The sequence below is a fragment of the Brevundimonas sp. DC300-4 genome (assembly GCF_049897365.1).
In the GTDB taxonomy this organism is placed as follows: domain Bacteria; phylum Pseudomonadota; class Alphaproteobacteria; order Caulobacterales; family Caulobacteraceae; genus Brevundimonas.
This window is the reverse complement of record NZ_JAFCWC010000001.1, coordinates 399,570-422,643: the sequence shown is the minus strand read 5'-3', so window position 1 is coordinate 422,643 and position 23,074 is coordinate 399,570. Positions and strand designations below refer to the sequence as shown.

At 66.9% G+C, this 23,074-nt stretch carries 26 protein-coding genes; 4 read left to right on the top strand and 22 right to left on the bottom strand.

The window, feature by feature from the left end:
* Positions 1–72: 72 nt before the first annotated feature.
* Positions 73–597: a YceD family protein gene (locus ACP7AZ_RS02165; RefSeq protein WP_426035630.1), complete on the bottom strand. Its 525-nt coding sequence runs from the start codon at positions 595–597 to the stop codon at positions 73–75.
* Positions 594–1,133, bottom strand: a complete 540-nt coding sequence (locus tag ACP7AZ_RS02160; RefSeq protein ID WP_426035628.1) for a ubiquinol-cytochrome C chaperone family protein — start codon at positions 1,131–1,133, stop codon at positions 594–596. Before ACP7AZ_RS02160 ends, ACP7AZ_RS02165 begins: the two co-directional genes overlap by 4 nt.
* Positions 1,134–1,224: 91 nt before the next feature.
* Here ACP7AZ_RS02160 and ACP7AZ_RS02155 point away from each other — a divergent pair, with 91 nt between their 5' ends.
* Entirely contained in the window at positions 1,225–1,704 is a 480-nt protein-coding gene (locus ACP7AZ_RS02155) for an outer membrane protein assembly factor BamE (RefSeq protein WP_426035626.1), read from the top strand.
* 214 nt (positions 1,705–1,918) lie between these two features.
* Here ACP7AZ_RS02155 and ACP7AZ_RS02150 read toward each other — a convergent pair whose 3' ends face one another.
* The 15 genes from ACP7AZ_RS02150 to ACP7AZ_RS02080 all read right to left on the bottom strand — a co-directional run bounded on the left by ACP7AZ_RS02150 (position 1,919) and on the right by ACP7AZ_RS02080 (position 14,816).
* Positions 1,919–4,066: a sodium-translocating pyrophosphatase gene (locus ACP7AZ_RS02150; protein ID WP_426035624.1), complete on the bottom strand. Its 2,148-nt coding sequence runs from the start codon at positions 4,064–4,066 to the stop codon at positions 1,919–1,921.
* A gap of 241 nt (positions 4,067–4,307) precedes the next feature.
* Positions 4,308–4,736, bottom strand: a complete 429-nt coding sequence (locus ACP7AZ_RS02145) for a hypothetical protein (protein ID WP_425991600.1) — start codon at positions 4,734–4,736, stop codon at positions 4,308–4,310.
* A 92-nt stretch (positions 4,737–4,828) separates the two neighbouring features.
* Positions 4,829–5,818 (bottom strand): thiamine-phosphate kinase, encoded by a 990-nt coding sequence (gene thiL / locus ACP7AZ_RS02140; RefSeq protein WP_426035622.1) that lies wholly within the window; start codon positions 5,816–5,818, stop codon positions 4,829–4,831.
* 3 nt (positions 5,819–5,821) lie between these two features.
* On the bottom strand, positions 5,822–6,352 hold the full coding sequence (gene nusB, locus ACP7AZ_RS02135) for a transcription antitermination factor NusB (RefSeq protein WP_426035620.1): 531 nt from the start codon (positions 6,350–6,352) through the stop codon (positions 5,822–5,824).
* A complete protein-coding gene (gene ribH / locus ACP7AZ_RS02130) occupies positions 6,349–6,810 on the bottom strand; it encodes a 6,7-dimethyl-8-ribityllumazine synthase (protein WP_426035618.1) in 462 nt (153 codons plus the stop codon). The genes nusB and ribH overlap by 4 nt, the downstream gene beginning before the upstream one ends.
* The gene (gene ribB, locus ACP7AZ_RS02125; protein WP_426035616.1) at positions 6,807–7,955 is read right to left on the bottom strand and encodes a 3,4-dihydroxy-2-butanone-4-phosphate synthase; all 1,149 of its coding nucleotides are present in this window, start codon (positions 7,953–7,955) and stop codon (positions 6,807–6,809) included. Before ribB ends, ribH begins: the two co-directional genes overlap by 4 nt.
* On the bottom strand, positions 7,952–8,557 hold the full coding sequence (locus tag ACP7AZ_RS02120; RefSeq protein WP_426035614.1) for a riboflavin synthase: 606 nt from the start codon (positions 8,555–8,557) through the stop codon (positions 7,952–7,954). The genes ribB and ACP7AZ_RS02120 overlap by 4 nt, the downstream gene beginning before the upstream one ends.
* A gap of 57 nt (positions 8,558–8,614) precedes the next feature.
* The gene (locus tag ACP7AZ_RS02115) at positions 8,615–9,250 is read right to left on the bottom strand and encodes a RibD family protein (protein ID WP_426035612.1); all 636 of its coding nucleotides are present in this window, start codon (positions 9,248–9,250) and stop codon (positions 8,615–8,617) included.
* A complete protein-coding gene (gene nrdR, locus ACP7AZ_RS02110) occupies positions 9,250–9,726 on the bottom strand; it encodes a transcriptional regulator NrdR (RefSeq protein ID WP_303695931.1) in 477 nt (158 codons plus the stop codon). The genes ACP7AZ_RS02115 and nrdR overlap by 1 nt, the downstream gene beginning before the upstream one ends.
* A gap of 9 nt (positions 9,727–9,735) precedes the next feature.
* Positions 9,736–11,022, bottom strand: a complete 1,287-nt coding sequence (gene glyA, locus ACP7AZ_RS02105) for a serine hydroxymethyltransferase (RefSeq protein ID WP_426035609.1) — start codon at positions 11,020–11,022, stop codon at positions 9,736–9,738.
* A gap of 72 nt (positions 11,023–11,094) precedes the next feature.
* Complete coding sequence (locus ACP7AZ_RS02100) at positions 11,095–11,274, bottom strand: DUF6898 family protein (protein ID WP_426035607.1); 180 nt, start codon at positions 11,272–11,274, stop codon at positions 11,095–11,097.
* Positions 11,274–11,630, bottom strand: a complete 357-nt coding sequence (locus tag ACP7AZ_RS02095) for a hypothetical protein (RefSeq protein ID WP_426035605.1) — start codon at positions 11,628–11,630, stop codon at positions 11,274–11,276. Before ACP7AZ_RS02095 ends, ACP7AZ_RS02100 begins: the two co-directional genes overlap by 1 nt.
* A gap of 40 nt (positions 11,631–11,670) precedes the next feature.
* On the bottom strand, positions 11,671–12,897 hold the full coding sequence (gene hemA, locus ACP7AZ_RS02090) for a 5-aminolevulinate synthase (protein ID WP_426035603.1): 1,227 nt from the start codon (positions 12,895–12,897) through the stop codon (positions 11,671–11,673).
* Positions 12,898–13,072: 175 nt separating this feature from the next.
* Positions 13,073–13,981, bottom strand: a complete 909-nt coding sequence (gene mmsB / locus ACP7AZ_RS02085; protein WP_426035601.1) for a 3-hydroxyisobutyrate dehydrogenase — start codon at positions 13,979–13,981, stop codon at positions 13,073–13,075.
* Positions 13,982–14,051: 70 nt separating this feature from the next.
* The gene (locus ACP7AZ_RS02080; RefSeq protein WP_426035599.1) at positions 14,052–14,816 is read right to left on the bottom strand and encodes a class I SAM-dependent methyltransferase; all 765 of its coding nucleotides are present in this window, start codon (positions 14,814–14,816) and stop codon (positions 14,052–14,054) included.
* Positions 14,817–14,937: 121 nt separating this feature from the next.
* Between ACP7AZ_RS02080 and ACP7AZ_RS02075 the strand changes: the two genes are divergently transcribed.
* Positions 14,938–15,246 (top strand): EthD family reductase, encoded by a 309-nt coding sequence (locus ACP7AZ_RS02075; RefSeq protein WP_426035597.1) that lies wholly within the window; start codon positions 14,938–14,940, stop codon positions 15,244–15,246.
* Here ACP7AZ_RS02075 and ACP7AZ_RS02070 read toward each other — a convergent pair.
* From ACP7AZ_RS02070 to ACP7AZ_RS02050, 5 genes are all read right to left on the bottom strand, one after another.
* A complete protein-coding gene (locus ACP7AZ_RS02070) occupies positions 15,243–16,016 on the bottom strand; it encodes a class I SAM-dependent methyltransferase (RefSeq protein ID WP_426035595.1) in 774 nt (257 codons plus the stop codon). The genes ACP7AZ_RS02075 and ACP7AZ_RS02070 overlap by 4 nt on opposite strands.
* Before the next feature lie 63 nt (positions 16,017–16,079).
* On the bottom strand, positions 16,080–17,120 hold the full coding sequence (locus ACP7AZ_RS02065) for an enoyl-CoA hydratase/isomerase family protein (RefSeq protein ID WP_426035593.1): 1,041 nt from the start codon (positions 17,118–17,120) through the stop codon (positions 16,080–16,082).
* Positions 17,117–18,625, bottom strand: coding sequence for a tryptophan halogenase family protein (locus tag ACP7AZ_RS02060; protein WP_426035591.1), 1,509 nt, complete (start codon positions 18,623–18,625; stop codon positions 17,117–17,119). The genes ACP7AZ_RS02065 and ACP7AZ_RS02060 overlap by 4 nt, the downstream gene beginning before the upstream one ends.
* 19 nt (positions 18,626–18,644) lie before the next feature.
* Positions 18,645–19,349, bottom strand: a complete 705-nt coding sequence (locus ACP7AZ_RS02055; RefSeq protein ID WP_426035589.1) for a hypothetical protein — start codon at positions 19,347–19,349, stop codon at positions 18,645–18,647.
* A 19-nt stretch (positions 19,350–19,368) separates the two neighbouring features.
* Positions 19,369–20,508 carry an acyl-CoA dehydrogenase family protein gene (locus tag ACP7AZ_RS02050; protein WP_426035587.1) on the bottom strand — a complete coding sequence of 380 codons (1,140 nt, stop codon included), beginning with the start codon at positions 20,506–20,508 and terminating at the stop codon, positions 19,369–19,371.
* A 194-nt stretch (positions 20,509–20,702) separates the two neighbouring features.
* Between ACP7AZ_RS02050 and hemB the strand changes: the two genes are divergently transcribed.
* Both hemB and ACP7AZ_RS02040 read left to right on the top strand, forming a co-directional pair.
* Positions 20,703–21,707: a porphobilinogen synthase gene (gene hemB / locus ACP7AZ_RS02045; protein ID WP_426035585.1), complete on the top strand. Its 1,005-nt coding sequence runs from the start codon at positions 20,703–20,705 to the stop codon at positions 21,705–21,707.
* Between the two features lie 140 nt (positions 21,708–21,847).
* A complete protein-coding gene (locus ACP7AZ_RS02040) occupies positions 21,848–23,056 on the top strand; it encodes a hypothetical protein (protein WP_426035583.1) in 1,209 nt (402 codons plus the stop codon).
* Positions 23,057–23,074 lie beyond the last annotated feature (18 nt).

Genomic DNA, 23,074 nt, shown 5'->3' with positions numbered 1-23,074 from the left:
TCGTTGCGGCGCTTTCTGCTGGTCTCAAGGATACCGCCGCGCGGTGCGGATGCAAACCGCGCGGACGTTACGTCAAGATTTTCCGTCGTCGTCCCCGGCCTTGAACGCCTTGAGGACCGCGAAGGGCGAGATCTCGGCGGGCTCGTCCGGCTGGACGAACTCGGCGCCCGGCTTGCGCGGGAACGGGTCCAGCGTCAGGGCCAGTTGCTCGACGGCGTACTGGCCGAGGTCGATTCGGCTGTCCTCGATCACATCGGGTGCGTCGTCGTCCAGCGTCACCTCGATCTCGTCCGCCTCCGGCTCGGCCGCTTCGACCAGATGGACGGAGAATCGCTCATCGACCTGAACCGGCAGCGGGTCGAGCGTGATGCCGCAGACCTGTTCCAGCGTCGCCGTGACCCGGCCCGTCAGGATCCAGCCGACATGGCTGGGCGTGATCTTCAGATCGGCCTCGAACGCGGACAGCGAGCCCAGATCCAGCGCCTTGATGATGCGCTTCCGCGCCGCCTCATCCGGGACCAGATGGCGTTCCAGCCCTGCGCCGATCTCGTTGACCCGCACCACCTCGCTGAAGGGCAGTCGATGTTCCGGGTTCATGCCTGGATCTCCGGCCAGACCGGCGCGGCCAGCACCGTGTCGATCGATTGTTTCGCCAGCACCCCACGCGCCGCCAGGGCATAGGCCGCCAGTCCGGTCGCCAGGTCGGCATCGTCGGTCGTATAGACGTTGCGCGCCAGGCCGCCGGACAGCTCAGGCGCGTCCCCTGCCCTCAGCGCCGTCTCGTAGGCGGTCATGCGGCCGTAAAGGGCCTCGCCAAGCCGCCGCATCTTCTTGGCCATGGTCACATCGTTCACGCCCAGCTCGCGCAGCGCGTTGTCCAGGGCGGAGACATAGACGTCGAACAGGTTCTGCGCCGCTTCGGCGCCCCGTTCGGCCCCGGTGCCCGTCTCGTCACGCAGGCGCAGAATCAGCAGCAGCACGTGCAGGGTGTAGAGCTCGAAGCGGGAGTCGATCTCGTCGGTCACGCCCAGGGTGGTGTAGAATCCCGGATCGCGGGCCTGCTCCACGGCCGCCGTGTACAACGGCAGGCCCATGCGCTCGGCGGATCGGGTTCGGAACAGGTTCTTCAGCATCGGTATACGGCCCCTTTTCCGCCGCGCCGTTGAACTAGGCGTCAGGTCCGGTTAGGTCAAAGACCTTGTTTCGTCCCAGGCGCTCGTCTCCATGAATAAAGTCGTCGTTCGTCTCGCCGTTCTGGTCGCCCTCGCGCCGCTTGCGGTCGCCTGCGCCCCCGTCGTGGGCAACCACGGCTTCCAGGTCATCGACGTCAATCCCAAGGACATCGTCATCGGGACCGACACCAAGTCGACCGTCCTGGCCCAGCTTGGCTCGCCCTCGGCGGTTTCGACCTTTGAGGATAACATCTGGTATTACATCTCCCAGACGACGGAGCGGTACACCTACAACCGCCCGCAGGTGTCCCAGCGGAACGTCACCGCCATCACCTTCAACGAGGCCGACGACAAGGTCGCAGAGGTCCGCAACCTCAACCTCGAAGACGGCCAGCAGATCGCCATGGAGCGCCGCGAGACGCCGACCCGCGGTCGCCAGCTGACCATCCTGGAACAGCTGCTCGGCAACGTCGGCCGCGGCCAGCTGCCCCGCACCGACGAAGATGTCCCGGGTCAGCGCCGTCCGGACTAGGCTCTCGCCCAGGCACAGAAAAAGGCCCCGGAGATCGCTCTCCGGGGCCTTTTCTTTGTCTCCTCCCCGTTCGCTGCTTTGCGGCCGGGGAGGTAGATGCGAGCTCTTTGCGAGCAGACGGAGGGATTCATTATGCGACCAGACCCCCTCCGTCTCTTCGCTTCGCTACGAGCCACCTCCCCACGCCTGCGGCGCTGGGAGGAGACCCGCTTCGCTAGCCGATGTTCCCGCTCGCCAGCACCGCCAGCAGCAGCAGGGCCACGATATTGGTGATCTTGATCATCGGGTTCACCGCCGGGCCGGACGTATCCTTGTAGGGATCGCCGACCGTATCGCCGGTCACCGCGGCCTTGTGAGCCTCGGAGCCCTTGCCGTGGACGACGCCGTTCTTGTCGGTGAAGCCTTCCTCGATCACCTTCTTGGCGTTGTCCCAGGCGCCGCCGCCCGAGGTCATCGAGATGGCCACGAACAGGCCGGTCACGATGACGCCCATCAGCATGGCGCCCAGTGAGGCGAAGGCGTTGGCCTTGTCCGAGATGAACAGGATCGCCGTGAATAGGACGATCGGCGACAGGACCGGCAACAGTGACGGAACGATCATCTCGCGGATCGCCGCCCTGGTCAGGATGTCGACAGCGCGTCCGTACTCCGGCTTGACCTCATAGGTCATGATGCCGGGGTTCTCGCGGAACTGGCGACGGACCTCTTCCACGACGGCCTCGGCCGCGCGTCCGACCGCCATCATCGACATCCCACCGAACAGGAAGGGCAGCAGCCCTCCGAACAGCAGGCCGACGACGACATAGGGGTTGGTCAGGTCGAAGGCCACCGGGCCCATGTTGGCGAAGAACGGATACTCGGCCGGGTTGGCGGCGAAGTATTGCAGGTCCGAGGTATAGGCCGCGAACAGGACCAGCGCGCCGAGGCCCGCCGATCCGATCGCATAGCCCTTGGTCACGGCCTTGGTGGTGTTGCCCACGGCGTCCAGGGCGTCGGTGACATGGCGCACATCGGCCGGAAGGCCCGCCATTTCGGCGATGCCGCCGGCGTTGTCGGTCACGGGACCGAAGGCGTCGAGCGCCACGATCATCCCGGCCACGCCCAGCATGGTCGTGGTGGCGATGGCGATGCCGAACAGGCCAGCCAGCTGGAAGCTGGCCACGATGCCGACGATGATCACCAGCGCCGGAAGCGCAGTGGACTCCAGCGAGACCGCCAGACCCTGGATCACGTTCGTGCCGTGACCCGAGACCGAGGCGTTGGCCACCGACCGCACCGGGCGGAAGTTCGAGCCCGTGTAGTATTCGGTGATCACCACGATGGCCGCAGTAACCGCGAGACCCACCATGCCAGCCCAGAACAGGGCCATCGGCTCGATCTGCAGGCCGGACGTCGTGACGACCGGGCCGGTGACCAGGGTCGTGATGACCCACCAGACCGCGATGACGGACAGCGCACCGGTCACGATCAGACCCTGATACAGGGCGCCCATGATGTTGTTCGACTTGCCGAGGCGCACGAAGAAGGAGCCGATGATCGAGGTCACGATGCAGATGCCGCAGATGGCCAGCGGCAGCAGCATCATCACCTCCACATAGGGCTGGCCGCGGAAGAAGATCGCCGCCAGCACCATGGTGGCGACCGTGGTCACCGCATAGGTCTCGAACAGGTCGGCGGCCATACCGGCGCAGTCGCCGACGTTGTCGCCGACATTGTCGGCGATGGTCGCGGCGTTGCGGGGATCATCCTCGGGAATGCCGGCCTCGACCTTGCCCACCATGTCGCCGCCCACGTCGGCGCCCTTGGTGAAGATGCCGCCGCCCAGACGCGCGAAGATGGAGATCAGCGAGGCCCCGAAGCCCAGGGCCACCAGGCCGTCGATGACCTCGCGGCCGGTCGATTCCAGCCCCAGCACCTCGGTCAGCACGCCGTAGTAGCCGGCGACGCCCAGCAGGGCTCCGCCCGCCACGAACATGCCGGTGATGGCGCCCGAGCGGAAGGCGAGGTCGAGTCCTCTGGACAGGCTCTGCGACGCCGCATGCGCCGTGCGCACATTGGCGCGCACCGAGATCAGCATGCCGGCGAACCCGGCCAGGCCCGACAGGACCGCGCCGATCACGAAGCCGATGGCGGCGTACTGGCCGATCAGCAGATAGGCGATGATCAGGATAACCACGCCGACCATGGCGATGGTGGTGTACTGGCGCTTCAGATAGGCCGAGGCACCTTCCTGAATGGCGGCTGCGATCTCTCGCATCTTGTCGTTGCCGGTTTCGGCCTTCATCAGACTGGCGGTCTGGACGAGCCCGTAGAGGACCCCCAGCGCGCCGGCGGCTATCACTAGCCACAGAACATTGGTCATTGGCGTTTCCATACCTAAAGCATTGGGCGCGCGGACCCTTGGCGCGGCGGGCCTTTTGGCCTCTGTCCGCCTTCCGGTCCCCCCGTGCGCAGTCTCGACGCAGTAGCGCGTCCCTCGGGAATTGCCCGGGAAGCTTACAACTGCGTCGGAACGACGCAACCGGCGTTTTTCAGGAACAGACGGGGCAGGATTCACGGCGTCAGCCGAATCGCGAAGCGAGTCCTCCTCAGCCGATCCTGGTCTAGGTGGGCCGGACGCCTGTGCGGCGACGCGGCGCCTGCAGGGCGACCTGGATGCTGGCGATCGAACCGGCGCCGGAAATCGACGGCGCAATACGCATCATCGCGGCGCACAGCGCCGGGGCGTCGACCTGGGTCCAGTCATCGGCCAGCACGAACGGCGTCCGGTGCGCGGCGCGGACCAGGGCGTCACGGAAATAGGGCTCCTTGGCCCGCATCTGCTCCGCGGTGAAACCGCCGCCCAGCGTCAGGCTGATGGTCACAAAGACATAGTTGCGGATACGCCCGCCCGCGATGATCGGCAGACCGACGCCCGCGATGTTCGAGGTGACCGCACCGGACGAGGCCGGGGCCTCCGACGCCGAAGCGGCGCTGGCGGCGGTTCCGGCCAGGGCCAGGGTTCCGAGGGCGAAGAGGTCTCTACGGCGCATGAGAGCCTTATCGCGCGGATCGATTAGGATTCCGTTGCTTCGGTCCGGCCCCTGTCATTCCGGCCGGAGCAGAGCGGAGAGTCGGGACCGTTTCAGTCGTGGGTCCAGCCGGGTTTGCGGATATCGACCGGCTTGCCGAGATAGCTCGCCGTCACGCCGCGTCCCGCCGAAATGGTCCCGACGCGGGTCAGGCGCAGCAGTTGTCGATCAGCCTCGCGCTTCAGCGCCGGCTCGTCCGAAGGGGCTGCGGTGAGCAGCAGTTCGTAGTCATCGCCGCCTGTCGCCAGGGTCACCAGCGCGACCTCGGGGTCCGTCCGCGAGTCGAACCAGGCCGTCGCAGCCGCCGACCGCGGCAGCAGTTCCAGTTGCACCGAGGCCGCCACGCCGCTCGCGCTGGCGATATGTCCGAGATCCGCGATGAGGCCGTCCGAAACGTCCATGATGGCCGTGACCAGCCCCTGCACCGCCTGACCGAAGGCCAGGTGCGGCACGGGCCGGCGATAGTGCTCCGCCAGCGCGGCGATGCGTTCCTGTTCCAGGTGCAGATGACCCTTCGCCGCCTGCAGCCCCAGCCAGCCGTCGCCGATCATGCCGGTGACATAGATCCCGTGCCCGGGCTTGGCTCCGCCGCGCGTCACCGATCCGCCCTTCGGCGCCCAGCCCAGCATCGTCGCGGAGAAGGACGCCGGTCCGGGGGTCAGCACAGTGTCCCCGCCCAGCAGATGGATGCCGAACTCTTTCTGGTCCGCCGCCAGTCCGGCCGCGAAGGCTTCCCGTTCGGGCCAGCCGCACCGCGGCGACCAGTGGCAGGCCAGGAGATAGCCGAACGGTTCCGCCCCCTTGGCGGCCAGGTCCGACAGGTTCACCCGCAGGAGCTTCTGAGCCACCGTATCGAGCGGGTCCCCGGGCAGGAAATGGACCCCCTCGACGATCGCGTCCTTGGTCAGGACCAGATCGGCGCCCGGCCGCGTGGGCATCACCGCGACATCGTCGGTCAGCCCCCAGGCATGGTCCGGGTGGGCCAGGGGTGCGAAGAGCTTGCGGATCGTCTCGAACTCACCGGCGGCGTCGACGGCGGCCATAACCTAGGCCTTCGAACGCACGTCGCGGGCCACCCCGTCCAGGGCGGCGTTGACGAATTTCGCGTCGCCCTCGTCGAAGAAGGCTTTCGCCAGCTCGACATATTCGTCGATCACGATCTCTTTGGGCACTTCGGTCTTGTGCGTCAGCTCCCAGGCTCCGCAGCGCAGCAGGGCCCGCAGCGTGGCGTCCAGCCGTTCCAGCCGCCAGTTCGAGGCAAGACGCGCCTTCACCGAGGAGTCGATGTCTTTCTGGCCGGCGATGACGCCGCGCACGATATCAGCGAACCAGGCCTCATCGGCCTCCGCCAGCGCCTCGCCCTCGATGTCCGCGTCGAAGCGATGGTTCGAGAACTCGGTGATGACGGTCTCGACGCCCTCCCCCGCCAGTTCCATCTGATACAGGGCCTGAACGGCGGCCAGACGCGCCACCGTGCGCGCGCGCCGCTGGCGGCTGGTCAGCTGCGGTTCGGCCTGGGCGCGTTCGTTCTCGGCCAGTTGGGCGAGAACGGCCTTGATGGAGTGGGGCTCGGTCATTCCCCGAGCCCTACGCGCAGACGCTTCTTCAGCGCAATGAGGTCCATGCAGGCGCGCGCCGCGCCGCCGCCCTTGTCCCCTTCGGACAGACGGGCCCGGGCCCAGGCCTGATCCTCGTCCTCGACGGTCAGGATGCCGTTGCCGATGATCACGCCGCGCGTGCCGAGCAGCATGATCCCGGCCGCCGACTGATCCGACACGATCTCGAAATGATAGGTCTCGCCCCGGATCACGCAGCCCAGCGCCACATAGCCGTCATAGCGCGGGGCGGTCGGATAGCGGCCGGCCTCCTCGGCCAGGGCGATGGTCGACGGAATCTCCAGAGCGCCCGGCACGGTGACGACGTCGAACGCGATACCCTGAGTCCGCAGCGCATCCTTCGCGCCTTCCAGAAGCGCGTCGGCCAGTTCGTCATAGAAGCGCGCCTCGACGATGAGAACGCGGGGGGGATCCTTCAAGATTGGTCTTCTCCGTCCATGTCGCGCCAGCCGACGATGCGCAGGCCATAGCCCTCGATGGCGGCGGGTTCGGGGCGGGTGGAGCTCATGACGATCATGTCCTTGACCCCCAGATCCAGCAGGATCTGCGCGCCCACCCCGTAGTTTCTAAGGCTGCGATCGACCGCCGCCGGCTTGTCTACGCCCGCCAGCCGTTCGGCCAGACCCTGCAGGGTCGGGTCGCGCAGGAAGACGACCACGCCCGGCCCGTCATGCCGGGTGATCGTCTTCAGGGCGTCGGGGATATAGCTCTGGCGATCTTCGACATGGCCCAGCAGGTCGGCGGCGAAATCGACCTGGTGCATCCGCACCAGCGTGGGCTCGCCCGGTAAGATCCGGCCGTGGACCAGGGCGACGTGTTCGGCGCCCTCAATGGTGTTCCTGTAGAGCATCAGGCGGAACGGCCCGCCATGTACGCTCTCGAACGGCTGGTCCATGATCCGCTCGACGAACCGCTCGGTGCGGCGGCGATAGGCGATCAGGTCGGCGATGGTGCCGATCTTCAGTCCGTGCAGCTGGGCGAAGGCGACCAGATCCGGCAAGCGCGCCATGGTCCCGTCGTCGTTCATGATTTCGCAGATCACGCCGGCGGGGGTCAGACCCGCCATCCGGCTGATGTCCACCGCCGCCTCGGTGTGTCCGGTCCGAACCAGCACCCCGCCATCGCGCGCCACCAGTGGGAAGACGTGGCCCGGCGAGACGATGTCGTCGGCGGTCTTTGTCGGGTCTGAGGCCACCTGCACCGTTCGCGCGCGATCCGCCGCGCTGATTCCCGTCGTCACCCCCTCGGCCGCCTCGATCGAGACGGTGAAGGCGGTCGCCATGCTTTCGCGGTTCTCGGCGGCCATCGGCGGCAGGCGCAGCTGGCGCGCCCGCTCGGCGGTGATCGCCAGGCAGATCAGGCCGCGCGCATGCCGGGCCATGAAGTTGATCTGGTCCGGCGTCGCGAACTGGGCCGGGATGATGACGTCGCCCTCGTTCTCACGGTCCTCGGCATCCACCAGGATGTAGGGACGCCCGTTGCGGGCATCCTCGAGGATATCCTCGATCGGGCTGATCGGACTGTCGAACATGTCGTGGGCCAGGACGATGGTGTTGGTCATCATGCTGTCTCCTGCCACCGCGCGAGGTAACGCGCCAGCATGTCGATCTCCAGATTGACCGCGCTCCCGACCTTGAGGGCGCCGAGCGTCGTCGCCTCCCAGGTGTGCGGAATGATGTTCAGGCCGAAACGGCGACCGTCCACCGCGTTCACCGTCAACGACACACCGTCCACGGTGATCGAGCCCTTGGCGGCGATGAACCGGTGCAGCGGCGCGGGGGCCTCGATGACGATCCGGTGCGATCCGCCCTCGGGCGTGATCTCGACGACCGTGCCCAGCCCATCGACGTGACCCGAGACGATATGGCCGCCCAGCTCATCGCCGGCCCTCGTCGCCCGTTCCAGATTGACCGGCGTGCCGGCGCTCCATTCGCCCAGCGTGGTCTTGTCCAGCGTTTCGCCCGAGACCTCGACGGCGAACCAGCCGCCCCCTTCAGGCCTGGAGCCCTTCTCTACCACGGTCAGGCAGACGCCCCCGTGGCTGATCGAGGCGCCCAGGTCGATGCCCGAGACATCCCAGGCCGTCTCGACCTCATACCGGCGATCACGCGCCGTCTGGGCGACCGAGCGCACGCGGCCGATGTCAGTGATAATTCCGGTGAACATGTCAGTCCGCCGTCCCGAAAAGTGGACGCCGGTTTTCGGATAGGACGGCGGGAAACATCAAACGACCTTCTCGTAGCGTTCCCACAGGTCGGCACCCATGGGCTCCGCCGCAAGGCGCCGGTACTTCGGAGCGTGCGCGAGGCGCGCGAGAGCCAGGGCCGCGACTCCCGGACGCCCGTCTCCGCCCAGCAGGATCGGCGCCCGAAACCACTCGATGGCGTCCACGACCCCGGCCGCGATGAAACAGGCGGCGACCCGGCCGCCGCCCTCGATCATCAGGGATTTGACGCCGCGTTCGGAGAGCGTTTCCAGCACGGCGTCCACGCCGGGGCGGCCGTGGGCGTCGCCCTTCACTTTCAGAACTTCCGCCTCGCCGACCGCGATCGGCTCGCGCGTGGTCAGAATCAGCGTGCCCGTCCTGGCCAGCCGCGCGAACGAAGGCGTCCGCAGCCTGCTGTCCAGCACGACGCGCAGAGGGTCCTTGCTCGCCTCGCCCTCCGGCAAACGCACCGTCAGGCGCGGATCGTCAGCCAGCACCGTCTCGACCCCGACCAGCACGGCGTCGTTCGCCGCGCGCAGCCGGTGGCCCTGCTCGCGCGCCTCCGGCCCTGTGATCCACTGACTCTCGCCCGTCGACGTGCCGATCCGCCCGTCCAGCGACGTGGCGACCTTCCAGGTAATCCGGGGTCTCATCAGCGGCTCGACGATCCCGGATCGTCGTCCAGTCCCTCGTCGCCGAGGAAGCGGGCAAAGTCGCCGGTCGCCCGGAAGTCCTTGTAGACCGAGGCATAGCGAACATAGGCGACCTCATCCACGGCCTTCAGCCCCTTCATGATGAAGTCGCCGACGACGCTGGACGGGATCTCGGTTTCGCCAAGGCTCTCCAGCTGACGCACGATCCGCGACACCAGTTGTTCGACCTGCTCCGGCTGGATCGGACGTTTGCGCAGCGCAATGGCCAGGGATCGTTCGAGCTTGTCGCGATCGAAGGGCGTGCGCCGTCCGTTGCGCTTCAGGATGACAAGCTCGCGCAGCTGCACCCGCTCGAAGGTCGTGAAGCGCCCGTTGCAGTTGGGACAGGACCGGCGACGACGGATCGCCGCACCGTCGTCTGACGGGCGGCTGTCCTTCACCTGGCTGTCCATGTTGCCACAGAAGGGGCACTTCATCGCTGGGCCCTATCCGTAGATCGGGAAGCGGGCCGTCAGGGTGCGGACCTGTCCGGCGACCTCGGCGACCACGGCCGGATCGGCCTCGTCCCCGCCGTTCATCGAGGAGACGACGTCGGCGATCCAGTGACCGATCTGCTTGAACTCTTCCTCTCGGAAGCCGCGCGTCGTGCCCGCCGGCGTGCCCAGGCGAACGCCCGAGGTGACCGTGAACGGCGCGGTGTCGAACGGTACGCCGTTCTTGTTGCAGGTCATCAGGGCATGCTCGAGCTGCAGCTCGGTCGCCTTGCCCGTCACGTTCTTGGGCCGCAGATCGACCAGGACGATGTGGCTGTCGGTGCCGCCGGACACGACCGCCAGGCCGCGCTCGATCAGCACACCTGCCAGCGCCTGGGCATTCAGCACGACCTGTCTCGCATACAGCTTGAACTCGGGCTTCAGCGCCTCGCCGAAGGCCACGGCCTTGGCGGCGATGACATGCTCAAGCGGCCCGCCCTGCAGCCCCGGGAAGACGGCCGAGTTGAACTTCTTGCCCAGCTCGACGTCGTTGGACAGGATCATACCGCCGCGCGGTCCGCGCAGGGTCTTGTGGGTCGTCGTCGTCACCACGTGCGCGTGCGGCACCGGGTTCGGATAGGCGCCGCCTGCGACCAGACCCGCATAGTGGGCCATGTCGACCATCAGATAGGCGCCGACGCTGTCGGCGATCTCGCGGAAGCGGGCGAAGTCGATGTGGCGGCTGTAGGCCGAGGCCCCCGCCACGATCAGTTTCGGCTTTTCCTTCTGCGCCATCTCGGCGACGTGGTCGTAGTCGATCAGATGGGTGTCAGGGTTGACCGAATAGGTCACGGGCCGGAACCATTTTCCCGACTGGTTCGCTGGCGAGCCGTGCGTCAGATGCCCGCCCGCCGCCAGATCCATGCCCAGGAAGGTGTCGCCGGGCTGCAGCAGGGCCAGGAACACCGCCTGGTTGGCCTGGGCGCCCGAGTGCGGCTGCACGTTGGCGAAGGCCGCGCCGAACAGCTGTTTGGCCCGCTCGCGCGCCAGGTCCTCGGTGACGTCGACGAACTCGCAGCCGCCATAGTAGCGACGGCCCGGATAGCCCTCGGCATATTTGTTGGTCAGCACCGACCCTTGCGCCTCCAGCACCGCCTTCGAGACGATGTTCTCGGACGCGATCAGCTCGATCTGTTCCTGCTGGCGATGCAGTTCGCCCTCGATGGCGCCGAACACTTCAGGATCGGCCTCGGCCAGACCCTTGGAGAAATAGGCGTCGTGAATGAAGGGAGCGGTCACGGGCAGGTCCGGGCTGACGGAATGGGAGGCGGCTTATCTAGGCCCCACGCCCGTTCACCACAACATCTTGTGTCACTGCGTCGCAAGCAGCCGCTTGAGCTTGGCTATGGCCAGCCGCTCGACGGCCCTCGGTTCGTGCGCCGGTCCGACGGCCGTCGCCTCACGACCGGTGGCGACATGGACGGCCGTGACCTTCAGATAGGTCCCGTTGCGTATCGCCTCGACGATGACCTCGCCGATGTCCTCAGACATCAGATTTTCTTCAGCGCCAGACCAAGATCAATCGAGTCGAGTTCGCTATTCCAGTAGCTGATCAACGTAGCCTCGTTCAGCCTGATCCAGTCCTGCACCAGCTTCAAGCTGGCATTATCAAGTGAACCCTCGATCAAGGTGGGCGTGGGCCGGATGCCGACGACAGCCATGTCAGTGACGTCGATTAGGTCGCCTGGTTTGCGGCACACCTTCACTCTGGCGTCGTGTCGTGCATTGCCGCGATTGCTGACCCAGACGACCATCGGCAAACCGGTGTGCTTCGGGCGCAGGTTCGACATGAGAAAGAAGTCTTCCTCCTCGATCGGTATCTCCGGGATCGGCTGATGGACGTTCATGGCGTCAGGATACCGCGAATCCGCGGCAGCCGGAAATCGGTCAAGCCGCCACGGGCATCCGGGCGATGTGGCAGTGGGTCCACAGCTTGTCCATCGCGCTGACCAGGGCGTCCATCATGCCGTCGTCATGGTTCGGCGAGGGCGTGAAGCGCAGCCGCTCTGTCCCCTTGGGCACGGTCGGATAGTTGATCGGCTGAACATAGACGCCGAAGTCTTCCAGCAGCATGTCCGAGATCATCTTGGCATGCACAGGATTGCCGACGAAGACCGGCACGATGTGGCTTTCGCTCGGCATCACCGGGATGCCGGCGGCGGCGAAACGGTCCTTCAGGGTCCGGGCCCGCTCCTGATGCGCCTCGCGCAGTTCCGGATGCGTCTTCAGGTGCCGCACCGAGGCCAGGGCCCCGGCGGTCAATGCGGGCGGAAGCGAGGTGGTGAAGATGAAGCCCGAGGCCCAACTGCGCACGGCGTCGATGATCACCGCGTCAGCGGCGATATAGCCGCCCATGACGCCGATGGCCTTGCCCAGGGTGCATTCGACGATGTCGATCCCGTCCAGCACGCCGTCGCGCTCGGCCACGCCCGCGCCGGTCGCGCCGTAGAGGCCGACCGCATGGACTTCGTCGAGATAGGTCATGGCGCCGTATTTCCGGGCCAGGGCGATGGTCCCGGCGATGTCGGCGATGTCGCCGTCCATCGAATAGACGCTCTCGAAGGCGATCAGCTTGGGCGCATCCGCAGGGGCCGCGGCCAGCAGTTCCTCGAGGTGCGTCACATCGTTGTGCAGGAAGACGTGACGCTCGCAGCCGCCGTTGCGGATCCCCGCGATCATCGAGGCGTGGTTCAGGCTGTCGGAAAAGATGATCAGTCCCGGCAGAATGCGCTGCAGGGTCGTCAGGGTCGCCTCATTGGCCACATAGCCCGAGGTGAACAGCAGGGCCGCTTCCTTCTGGTGCCAGGACGCCAGTTCGGCCTCCAGGTCCACGGCCGAACGAGTCGTGCCGCTGATGTTGCGCGTGCCCCCGGCGCCGGCGCCCACGGCGTCCAGCTCGGCCTGCATGGCCTCAAGGACGACCGGATGCTGGCCCATGCCGAGATAGTCGTTCGAGCACCAGATGATGACGTCCTGCTCGGACCCGTCATCCAGGCGCCGAACCGCCTTCGGAAACTGGCCGCGCACGCGCTTGATATCGGCGAAGACGCGATAGCGCCCTTCGCCCTTCACCTGGTCGACGGCGGACTGGAATGCGGCGGTGTAGTCGAACAACCCTGTTACTCGCGTGGTCTCTCGGGATGACGCGGTATTTGCGCTCCGGGTCCGCGAAAGTCTATCGCCACAGGCTGCAAAATGGTCGCAACCTTCTAATTGATAACGGTTCTCAGTTTCGTTCGTGCGCATGTGCGACAATCGCGGGAAGAGACATGCGCCGCATTGAGATGGATCAAGTCCGGGGCAACTCGTCCAGCTTCCCGCGCAGCATCTGCAGGATGCCCGAAAAGTCGCGGCCGCCGTAACCGAGGCCGTCGAACATCTGGAACAGGGCTTCGGTCTGCGCCCCCAGCGGCGTGCTCGCGCCGGCCTTGGCCGCTGCGTCCTGCGCCAGCTTCAAATCCTTCAGCATCATCGCTGTGGCGAAACCGCCGTCATAGTTGCGATTCGACGGCGCCGTCGGCACCGGCCCGGGCCACGGATAGTAGGTCGTCGTCGACCAGCTCTGGCCCGATGACTTGGCGACGATGTCGAACATCTTCACCGGATCCAGACCCAGCTTCTCGGCTAGGGCGATCGCCTCGCAGGTTCCCAGCATGGTGATGCCCAGGATCATGTTGTTGCAGATCTTGGCCGCCTGCCCCGCTCCGTGGTCACCGGCCCGGAAGGTCACCCGGCTCATGGGCTCCAGCGCCGCCTCGATGCGCGCGAAGTCGCCTTCGTCGCAGCCGACCATGAAGGCCAGCGTCCCGGCGTCCGCCGCCATCGTACCGCCCGAAACCGGCGCGTCGGCGAAGGCGTAGCCGCCCTCCTTCGCCAGGCCCGCGACCCTGCGCGCCGTGTCCACGTCGATGGTCGAGCAATCGAGCAGCAGGGCCGAGGACGGCGCCACGCCGATGATCTGTTCCGAATAGACCTTCAGCACATGCGGCCCGGCCGGCAGCATGGTGATGACCACCTCCGCGTCGCGCACGGCCTCGGCGACCGATTCGACCGGCACGCAGCCCGCGCCTTTCGCCCGATCCAGAGCCGCCGCCGACAGGTCGAAGGCCGCGACCGCATGGCCCGCCTTGGCTTGGTTCGCGGCCATGCCGCCGCCCATGTTGCCCAGGCCGATGAAGGCGATCTTGGTGGCGGTCATTGCGGCGTTTCCCTGGAAGCGTTCTTGTTGGCCTCCGGTTAGCCTCTCATTCCGACCGCCGCCAGAGTCCTCACGCGGGTTTGCGGAAGCGCAGCATGAACTGGCTGGTGTGTCCCCGGATCGAAGGATCGAACACATTGGCCGTCAGCGGGTCCTCCGCGTTCAGCAGGATGTCGCTCTCGCCGTCCAGCACGAAGCCCGCCGCCTCGACCTCGCGCTTCACGTTGGCGATGTCGATCCGGTGCAGGGTGTCGGCGACGTCCAGCCCCGCGCCCGCCGTCGCGGCGTGGTCCACGATGACATAGAGGCCGCCGGGCTTTAGCGCCGCGAACACCGCCGCATTGACCTTCGCCGCCGTGTCGGCCGGGAAGGGCCGCAGGTGCAGGTCGTGATAGTTCTGGGCCGTGAAGACCAGGTCCATCCCGGCCGGAAACTCGGGCGCGCCGATGGGCGAGCGGATGGCGGAGACGTTGTCCATGGCGTCCGCCGCTGTGATTGATTCGCCATAGCTGGCCTGGAAGGCGATGAACTCCGCCGGCTGCCAGGCGACCACGCTGCCTCCGTCGCCGACAGCGCTGGCGAAGACGCGCGTGAAATATCCGCCGCCGATGATCATGTCGCCGATGGTCTGGCCCGGCATCACGTCGGCGAAGGCCAGGACCTCGGCCGTCTTCCTCGCGGCGTCGCGGGCAGTGTCGGCCTCGGGCCGATCAGCATCGGCCAGCACGGCGGCATAGGCGCCGCCGTGCTGGGGCGCGGGCGCTATTGCCCCGGTGGACAGAAGGATCGCGGCCGAAACGGTCCCGGTCAGAATAAAGGCGAGCGAATGACGCATCGAAACCTCCACGACGCCCGGACGGCGCAACGGCGTTTTATCTTTGTCGCCGGCCTGTGTCAGTGTCCATCACGCGAACCTGTCCTCGAATTCACATTCAACGCCATCGCAGGAGACCCCCTTGGCCCAGCTTGTCGTGACCTACCGCACGCCGACCGACATCGCCGCCTTCGACGCCCACTATCGCGACGTGCACGCGCCCCTGGCGAAGGCGATTCCCGGCCTGCGCCGCTTCGAGGTCACCGAGGGGCCGGTCCTGACGCCGGAGGGCCCCTCCGACGTGCATCTGATCGCCACCCTGTATTTCGACGGCCTGGGCGATATCGCTGCCGCCTTTGCCAGCCTTCAGGGTCAGGCGGCCGCCGGCGACGTCGCCAACTTCGCCACGGGCGGCGCCTCGATGCTGATGTTCGAGACCCGAGAGGCTTAGCCCGGCTTCCTGAACCGGTAGACGAACTGGTCGGAGCGGCCCCGGATGGCCTCGTCGAAGACCGACAGGCTGTGATCGTCCTCGGGGTTCCTGACCACGCTGGTCTCGCCGTCGAAGACAAAGCCTGCGGCCTCGACCTGGGCGCGCAGGGCCGAGCCCTCGATCCGGTGCAGGGTGCCGACCACGCTGGTCCCCGCGCCCGCCGCCGCCTGGTGATCCAGGATGACATAAAGCCCGCCCGGCTTCAGCGCCCGGAACACCGCCGCGTTCATCGCCGCCACGTCGACGTTGAACCGGTCGATGACGAAGTCATGGTATTCCTGGCCCATGAAGACGACGTCCAGCGGCTCGGGAATGGCGAACGCCTCCAGCGCGCCGGTCAGCCGGGTCACGTTCGGATAGTCGGTCGCCAGGGTGTCGCCGAACGCGTTCTCGCGCGCCGCCGTCTGGTTTGGCACATAGGCGTAGACCCGACCCTCGGGCCCCACGGCGCGGGCGAACAGGCGGGAGAAATAGCCCTCCTCGGGCCGCACGTCGGCGATCCGCTCGCCGCCGTCGATGCCGATGAAGGCCAGCATCTCGGCCGGCTTCCTCAGCGGATCCCGCGCCACTTCCCCGGCGGGCCGCAACGGATCGGCGATGGCCAGGGCGTAGTCGTTGACGATCGCCGAGGCTCGCTCGGCGGGATCAGCCGGCGTCTCCGCCGACATCATCGGCGCGCAGGCCGTCAGGACCAGGGCGGTTGCGGCGAGCAGGGACAGTTTCAGCATGGCGCGATCCTCGAACAGCGGTTGGAAGCACATACGCGCGCGCGCTTCACAGGATGCAAGTGGTCAGCACAGCGCCGTCCATTCCTCATCGACGGGGAGCGGCGCGAACAGGGCGTCGAGTTCGGCCTCGGTCACGCCTTCCAGCGTCGCCGGCGACCATTTCGGCTTATTGTCCTTGTCGACGATGACGGCCCGCACCCCCTCCTGGAAGTCGCGGGTCTGCACCACACGGCCGCCCAGCCGGTACTCCATCGCCATGACCTCGGCGAAGGTCTGCATCGCACGCCCCGCCCGCAGTTGACGCAAGGTGACCTTCAGCGACTGCGGCGACTTGGTCCTCAGCGTCGCCAGTTGCGACAGCGCCCAGTCCGACCCATCGGCCTCGAGCGCCGTTAGGATCGCCTCGACCGTGTCGAAGGCGAACAGCCGGTCGATGGCTTCGCGGTGAGACGAAAGCGGCGCGGCGCCGGCATCAGCCGCATGCTCCGCGACGGCATCCGGCCCATGGGAAAGCAGATCGGCCTTCAGCGCCTCGAGGCTGCCCGACGCCACGAAATGGGTATGGATCCCCAATGCTACCGTGTCCGCCGCCTTCAGCCGCGCCCCGGTCAGGGCCAGCCAGGTCCCGGTCTCGCCCGGCAGCCGCGGCAGGAACCAGCCGCCGCCGACATCTGGGAACAGGCCGATGCCCGTCTCCGGCATCGCGTAGGTCGTCCGCTCGGTCGCAATGCGGATCTGGGCGGGCTCGGAGATGCCGACGCCGCCGCCCATCACGATCCCGTCCACGAGGGCCGTAATCGGCTTGGAGTATTCGAACATCAGGTGGTTCAGCCGGTACTCCGCGAGGAAGAAGGCCCTGGCCTCCGACGCATCCGTGGCCCCGCTCTCGGCTATCATCCGGATATCGCCGCCGGCGCAGAACCCGCGTTCGCCCGCATGGTCGACCAGCACCGAGGTCACCGCGGGATCGTCCCCCCAAGCCAGCAATGCCGTCGTCATCGCCTCGCACATGGCCAGGTTCAGCGCATGCAGCGCCTTGGGCCGGTTCAGGATGATGCGCCCGACCGATCCCTCGATCCGTGTGATCACTTCAGCTTCGCTCATGCGTCCGCCCACATCCTGTTCGCCTTGAGATAATCCTCGTGCGCCGGCAGGTTCTCCGCCGTCGTCGCCCAGGCCTGTTTGATCTGTTCGAAACCCGCCGCGACCCGATCGAGGTCCTGGTAGTTATAAAGCGGGTTGTGCGCCCTGGGCACGATACCCTGACCCATCATCACCGCCATCCACGACCCTTGGCTGAAATATTCGTCGGCGCCGACCTGGAACAGCAGACCCCGGTCGCGGAACATCTCGACCCGTTCGGCCAGGCTGTCTGGGATCGCCATGTCGCGGACGTGCCGCCAGAACGGCGTGTCGTCCCTCCGGGTCGCGTGATAATGCAGGATCACGAAGTCGCGGATCAGCTCGATCTCGCGTGTCAGCCGTCGATTGTAACCGTCTGTATTTGTTTGGCTGAATGCCGTGTCTGGCCAGTGCTGCAACAGCCGGATGATCCCGACCTGGACCAGATGAATGCTGGTCGATTCCAGTGGCTCGATGAAGCCCGACGATAGGCCCAGCGACACGACGTTCTTGTCCCATAGTGTCTTGCGCCGCCCGGTAACGAACCGCAGCGGCCGCGGATCGGCCAGGGCCTCGCCATCGAGGTTGGCCATCAGCGTCTGCTTTGCAGCCTCGTCCTCGATAAAGTCCGAGCAATAGACATAGCCGTTGCCGGTCCGATGCTGCAGCGAGATCCGCCACTGCCACCCCGCCTCGCGCGCCGCCGAAGACGTGAAAGGATCGACCGCCCGCACCTTGGCGCAGGGCACGGCCAGGGCCCGGTTCATCGGCAGCCAGTGCGACCAATCCTCGTAGCCCGCCTTTAGCGCCCCCTCGATCAGCAGGCCCCGGAAGCCGGTGCAGTCGATGAACAGGTCCGCCGTCAGCGTCCGTCCGTCCTTCAGCACCACATGGTCGACGAAGCCGTCTTCCGGCTTCTGCACGACGCCGACGATCTCGCCCTCGATCCGCTCGATGCCGCGCGTCGTACAGACCTTCCTCAGGTACTGGCCATAGAGGGTCGCATCGAAATGATAGGCAGTGTGAAAGCCCGACAACGCCGATCTCGGATCGTTCGACCGCGCCCCGACCTTGCCGCGCTTGGCCGCGTGCGAGGTGATCGAATAGGACTCAAGCGAGCCCGTCTGGCCGCGGTCCTTCAGGGCGAAAAAGGACCCGGGAAAGTCGCCCAGCGTCGGCCCGGCGCCGAAGGTCCCGAACGGATGGAAATAGGCGCTCTCCTTCGCGCCCCATCCTTTGAACTCGATGCCCAGTTTCAGGGTCGCGCGGGTCTCGCGCATGAACTCCGCCTCATCGAGGCCGATCAGGGCGTTGAAGTCACGGATCGGCGGCACCGTCGCCTCTCCCACCCCGACGATGCCGATGTCGGCGCTCTCTACCAGTCGCACCTCGGCATGCGGTCCCACCGACCGCTTGATCGCGGCGGCCGCCATCCAGCCCGCCGTGCCGCCGCCCACGATCAGGACGGACTTGATGGGTTCGGCCATGGTGTTTCTTCCCGCCGTCTCAGCGCGGCTTGACGGTCATTTCGTAGGGAATGAACAGGCTCAGGTCGAGCGGCCCGGACTGCGTCCAGGTCACCCGATTGGACAGGCCCGAAACCTCGACGGCGTAGCCGGCTCCGAAGGCCTCTGCCGTCGTCGTCGCGTCGGATGAGATCGCCGCCAGAATCGCACGTCGGTACTGGCCGGGATCGATGATCGACAGCTCCCACTCGCCCGTGATGTCGACCAGCGAGCGACCCGTCTTCGGCGTCGCCTCGACGAAGGTCTCGATTCGCCCCGAGGCGTCGTCGAGCGTATCCGCCGCCGCGATCGGCGTCTTGACGATCAGATGCGCGACGCTGGTGTCCGCCCGACCCGGATCAGCGCCCAGCGTCAGGGTCGAGACCATGTCTTCGGTCAGGGGGACGAGAGCGCCGTCATCCTCGATGGACAGATCGATCCGGGCATCGCGGCCGGCGGCCTGAACCATGGCCCTGAGGGTCGCGATCAGCTCATTGCGCCGGCCGGCGGCCTCGCGCGTATCATTCACGACCGTGACCGCGACGATCAGATTGTCCGCCCGCCGGGGCAGTTGCACGACCGGAATGTCGTCCCGATCCCATTCGATGGAACGGCTGCCTGTCACGATGATCTCGTCGACCTGCGCCCAGGCGGGACCGGCGAGGCAAATCAGGGCCGCGACGCCCGCTAGAGTGATCTTCCACATTCCCGTGCTTTCCCTTCCGCTACTGCCGCATCATCTCTCGCGCGGTGATCACCCGCATGATCTCGTTGGTGCCTTCCAGGATACGGTGAACCCTGAGGTCGCGCACGATCCGCTCCAGCGGATAGTCCTTCAGATAGCCGTAGCCGCCGTGCAGTTGCAGGGCCTCATCGGCGATCTGGAAACAGGCGTCGGTCGCCATCCGCTTGGCCATGGCGCACCATTTGGTCGCCTCGGGGTGACGCGTGTCCAGCGCCCAGGCGCCGCGCAGGACCATCAGCCGCGCCGCCTCCAGTTCGGTCGCCATGTCGGCCAGCTTGAACTGGGTGTTCTGGAACTCGGCGAGGGCCTTGCCGAACTGTTTGCGCGTCGCGACATAGGCCTGGGCCGTCTCGAGCGCGAGCCGCGCCCCGCCCAGGGAACAGGCCGCGATGTTCAGCCGCCCGCCGTCCAGACCCATCATCGCATAGCGAAAACCGTCGCCTTCCTGGCCCAACAGGTTGGCCGCCGACACGCGGCAGTCGTCGAACTGGACGATGGCCGTGGGCTGGGAATTCCAGCCCATCTTCTTCTCCTGCGCTCCGAAGCTGAGGCCCGGCGTGCCCATTTCCACCACGAAAGCGCTGATGCCTTTCGGCCCCGCCTCGCCGGTCCGCGCCATGACGACATAGACGTCCGACGTGCCCGCGCCGGAGATGAAGGCCTTCGACCCGTTCAGCACCCAGTCGTCGCCGTCCCGCGTCGCGCTCGTCCGCATGGCCGCCGCGTCCGACCCCGAGCCCGGCTCGGTCAGACAGTAGGAGGCGATCAGCTCCATCGTCGCCAGACGCGGCACATAGCGGGCGCGCAGGTCGTCCGAGCCGAACCGGTCGATCATCCAGGTCGCCATATTGTGGATCGAGATGAAGGCCGCCGTCGACACGTCCCCGCGCGCCAGCTCTTCAAAGATCAGCGCCGCCTCGACCCGGCCCAGGGCCATGCCCCCGTGCTCCTCGGAGGCGTAGATGGCGGCGAACCCGGTCTCGGCCGCGCGGCGCATCACATCGACCGGGAAATGCTTGGTCTCGTCCCACGCGGCCGAATGGGGCGCCAGCTCCGCATCGGCAAAGGCGCGCGCCGCGTCCTGAATGGCGCGCTGGTCGTCGGTGAGGGCGAAATCCATAGGGTCTCCGGTGCGGCTTTTCTTCGGCTTCTATCCGCATCCCTCTCCCGTTGGGAGAGGGCTTGAGCGCACGGTGGCGCAGCCGTCGTCCTTGCGCGAAAGGGTGAGGGGCGTGCCTCATCGGTCTGACCCGACCCTCATCCGGCCCTGCGGGCCACCTTCTCCCAACGGGAGAAGGGCGTTACAGCACACCCATGACCCTCCCCTTCGCACCCGCCGCCTTCCCCATGGCCCGTCCCCGCCGCCTGCGGAGCCAGCCGTGGGTGCGCCGACTGGTGGCCGAGACCACCCTGACGCCGTCCGACCTGATCTGGCCCCTGATCGTCCACGACGGCGCCGAGGACCGCGTGCCCGTCCCATCCATGCCCGGCGTCTTCCGCCTGTCACCGAAGGCGGCCGCCAAGGCGGCTGTCGAGGCCCGCGACCTCGGCATCCCCATGGTCGCCCTCTTCCCCAACGTCGACGCTGCGACCAAGGACGCTATCGGGACCGGCGCCACCGATCCCGACGGCCTGATCCCCGACTGCATCAAGGCCATCAAGGACGCGGCGCCCGAGATCGGCGTCATGTGCGACGTGGCGCTCGACTGCTACACCGACCACGGCCACGACGGCGTCGTCGAGGACGGCCGGATCGTCAACGACGCCTCGCTGGAGCGCCTCGCCGAACAGGCCTTTATCCAGGCCCACGCCGGCGCCGACGTCGTCGCCCCCTCGGACATGATGGACGGCCGGGTCCAGGCCATTCGCGAGGCGCTCGAGGCCAACGGCTTCCACGACACCCTGATCCTGTCCTACGCGGCCAAGTTCGCCTCGGCCTTCTACGGCCCGTACCGCGACGCGGTCGGCTCGGCGAAGATGCTGACCGGCGACAAGAAGACCTATCAGATGGATTACGCCAACTCCGACGAGGCCCTCAAAGAGGTCGCCATGGACATCGCCGAGGGCGCCGACATGGTCATGGTCAAGCCCGGCATGCCCTATCTCGACATCGTCCAGCGGGTTTCCGAGACGTTCAAACTGCCGACGTTCGCCTATCAGGTGAGCGGCGAGTATTCGATGATGCAGGCCGCCATCGCCAACGGCTGGCTCGACCAGGACCGCGCCATCCTGGAGACCCTGCATGGGTTCAAGCGCGCGGGCTGCGCCGGCGTGCTCTCCTATTTCGCGCCCCAGGCCGCGAGGCTGCTGGGCCGCTAGAGCAGGATCAGCGAGAGCCTGATTCACGCTTCATGTCGGACCCGCGAAGCGGGTCCACCAGAACCGATCAGGCCCTTGCGGCCAAGCTCCTTCGTCAAATCTTCACCCGACCCCGCCACGATTCGGGAAAAGGGAAGGCGATGACGGCTGTTTCGTGCCTGCGGGTCATGGTGGACGCAAATCGCACGGATTTGCCAGCGGAGACGCTCGGCCCCCTCGTGGCGAAATACACCATCATCTTTCTGGAGGTGCGCTGGGTCCGGCCCCGCACCGCCGATCCGCTCACCCACTACTGCTATCTGCTGAGCGACCCGCAGACCGACCAGCTGGACACCTTCGAACTCGCTCACCTGGCCACCGAGCTCCAGGAGCGGCTGTTCGGCACCGGGGTCGAGGACGCGGTGAAGCTGGTGCTGTTCGAGGGCGAGCCGGAGGCGATGCGCGCCTTCACCGCCGCATCCGCCGAAGAGGTGGTGCTGGCCATGGAGGATCCTGGCCGCCTGCCGAAAGGCGGTCGCCTGCGTCGCATCGCGGCGGACGGATCGCTGATCGACGTGCCGGAGGAAGTCAGGGCGCCGAAGGGGCCCGTCGACGACACCAACTTCGGTCCCTCGATCGATGGCGCGCAGGGCATCTATTTCCCCAAGGCCCGGGCCTTCGTCGGCGACGTCATCAGCTGCACTCCGTCACGCGCGCCCACCTACTACAGCGCCGTCGACGGCGAGGAGCACCTGCCCGACGAATCCGGGTCGTTCGACGGCAGTTGCGTGATGACGGCGCTGCGTTTCCTGGTCGATTTCCCGGTCGTGACCCCATTGTTCGTGCCGGTGTCGTTCTCGACCCTGGTCCGCCCCACCCAGAGGGCGGACTATGTCGAGCTTCTCGGCATCCTGCCTGTGGAGACCCGTTCCCAGCTGGCCGCGACCGTCTATGACGTGCCCAGGGCGCCGTCTTTCCAGTCGCTCAAGGTCATCCATGAGGCCTTGCGTGACCATTTCTCCAGCCTTGACCTACGCACCCAGGACCCGGATTTCGAGGTCACGCAGCTGGCGCAGAAGACGGTGACGAGCGTCACCCTTGTGCTCCCCAACGCGAGCCAGGAGGTTCGGACGGCCGCCTTGAGGCGGTTCGCCTCTCACGCTCCGGAATACCGGCGCCGCCGCATCTGGCCTGGGCTGTCCAACATCCGCTACCGGGCCGAGCGCGACCTGGCGATCAGCCTCGGCTTCCCGTTCCTGACCGGGCCAGGAATCTGCCGGCTTCAGAGCGAGCCGATCGGCGGTCGTGCGTGGGAGGCCGGGGCCCTGCCGGTCCTGACAATCGATCGCTCGCTGGCCGCGACCGGCTGATCCCGCTAGCGTCGCTCT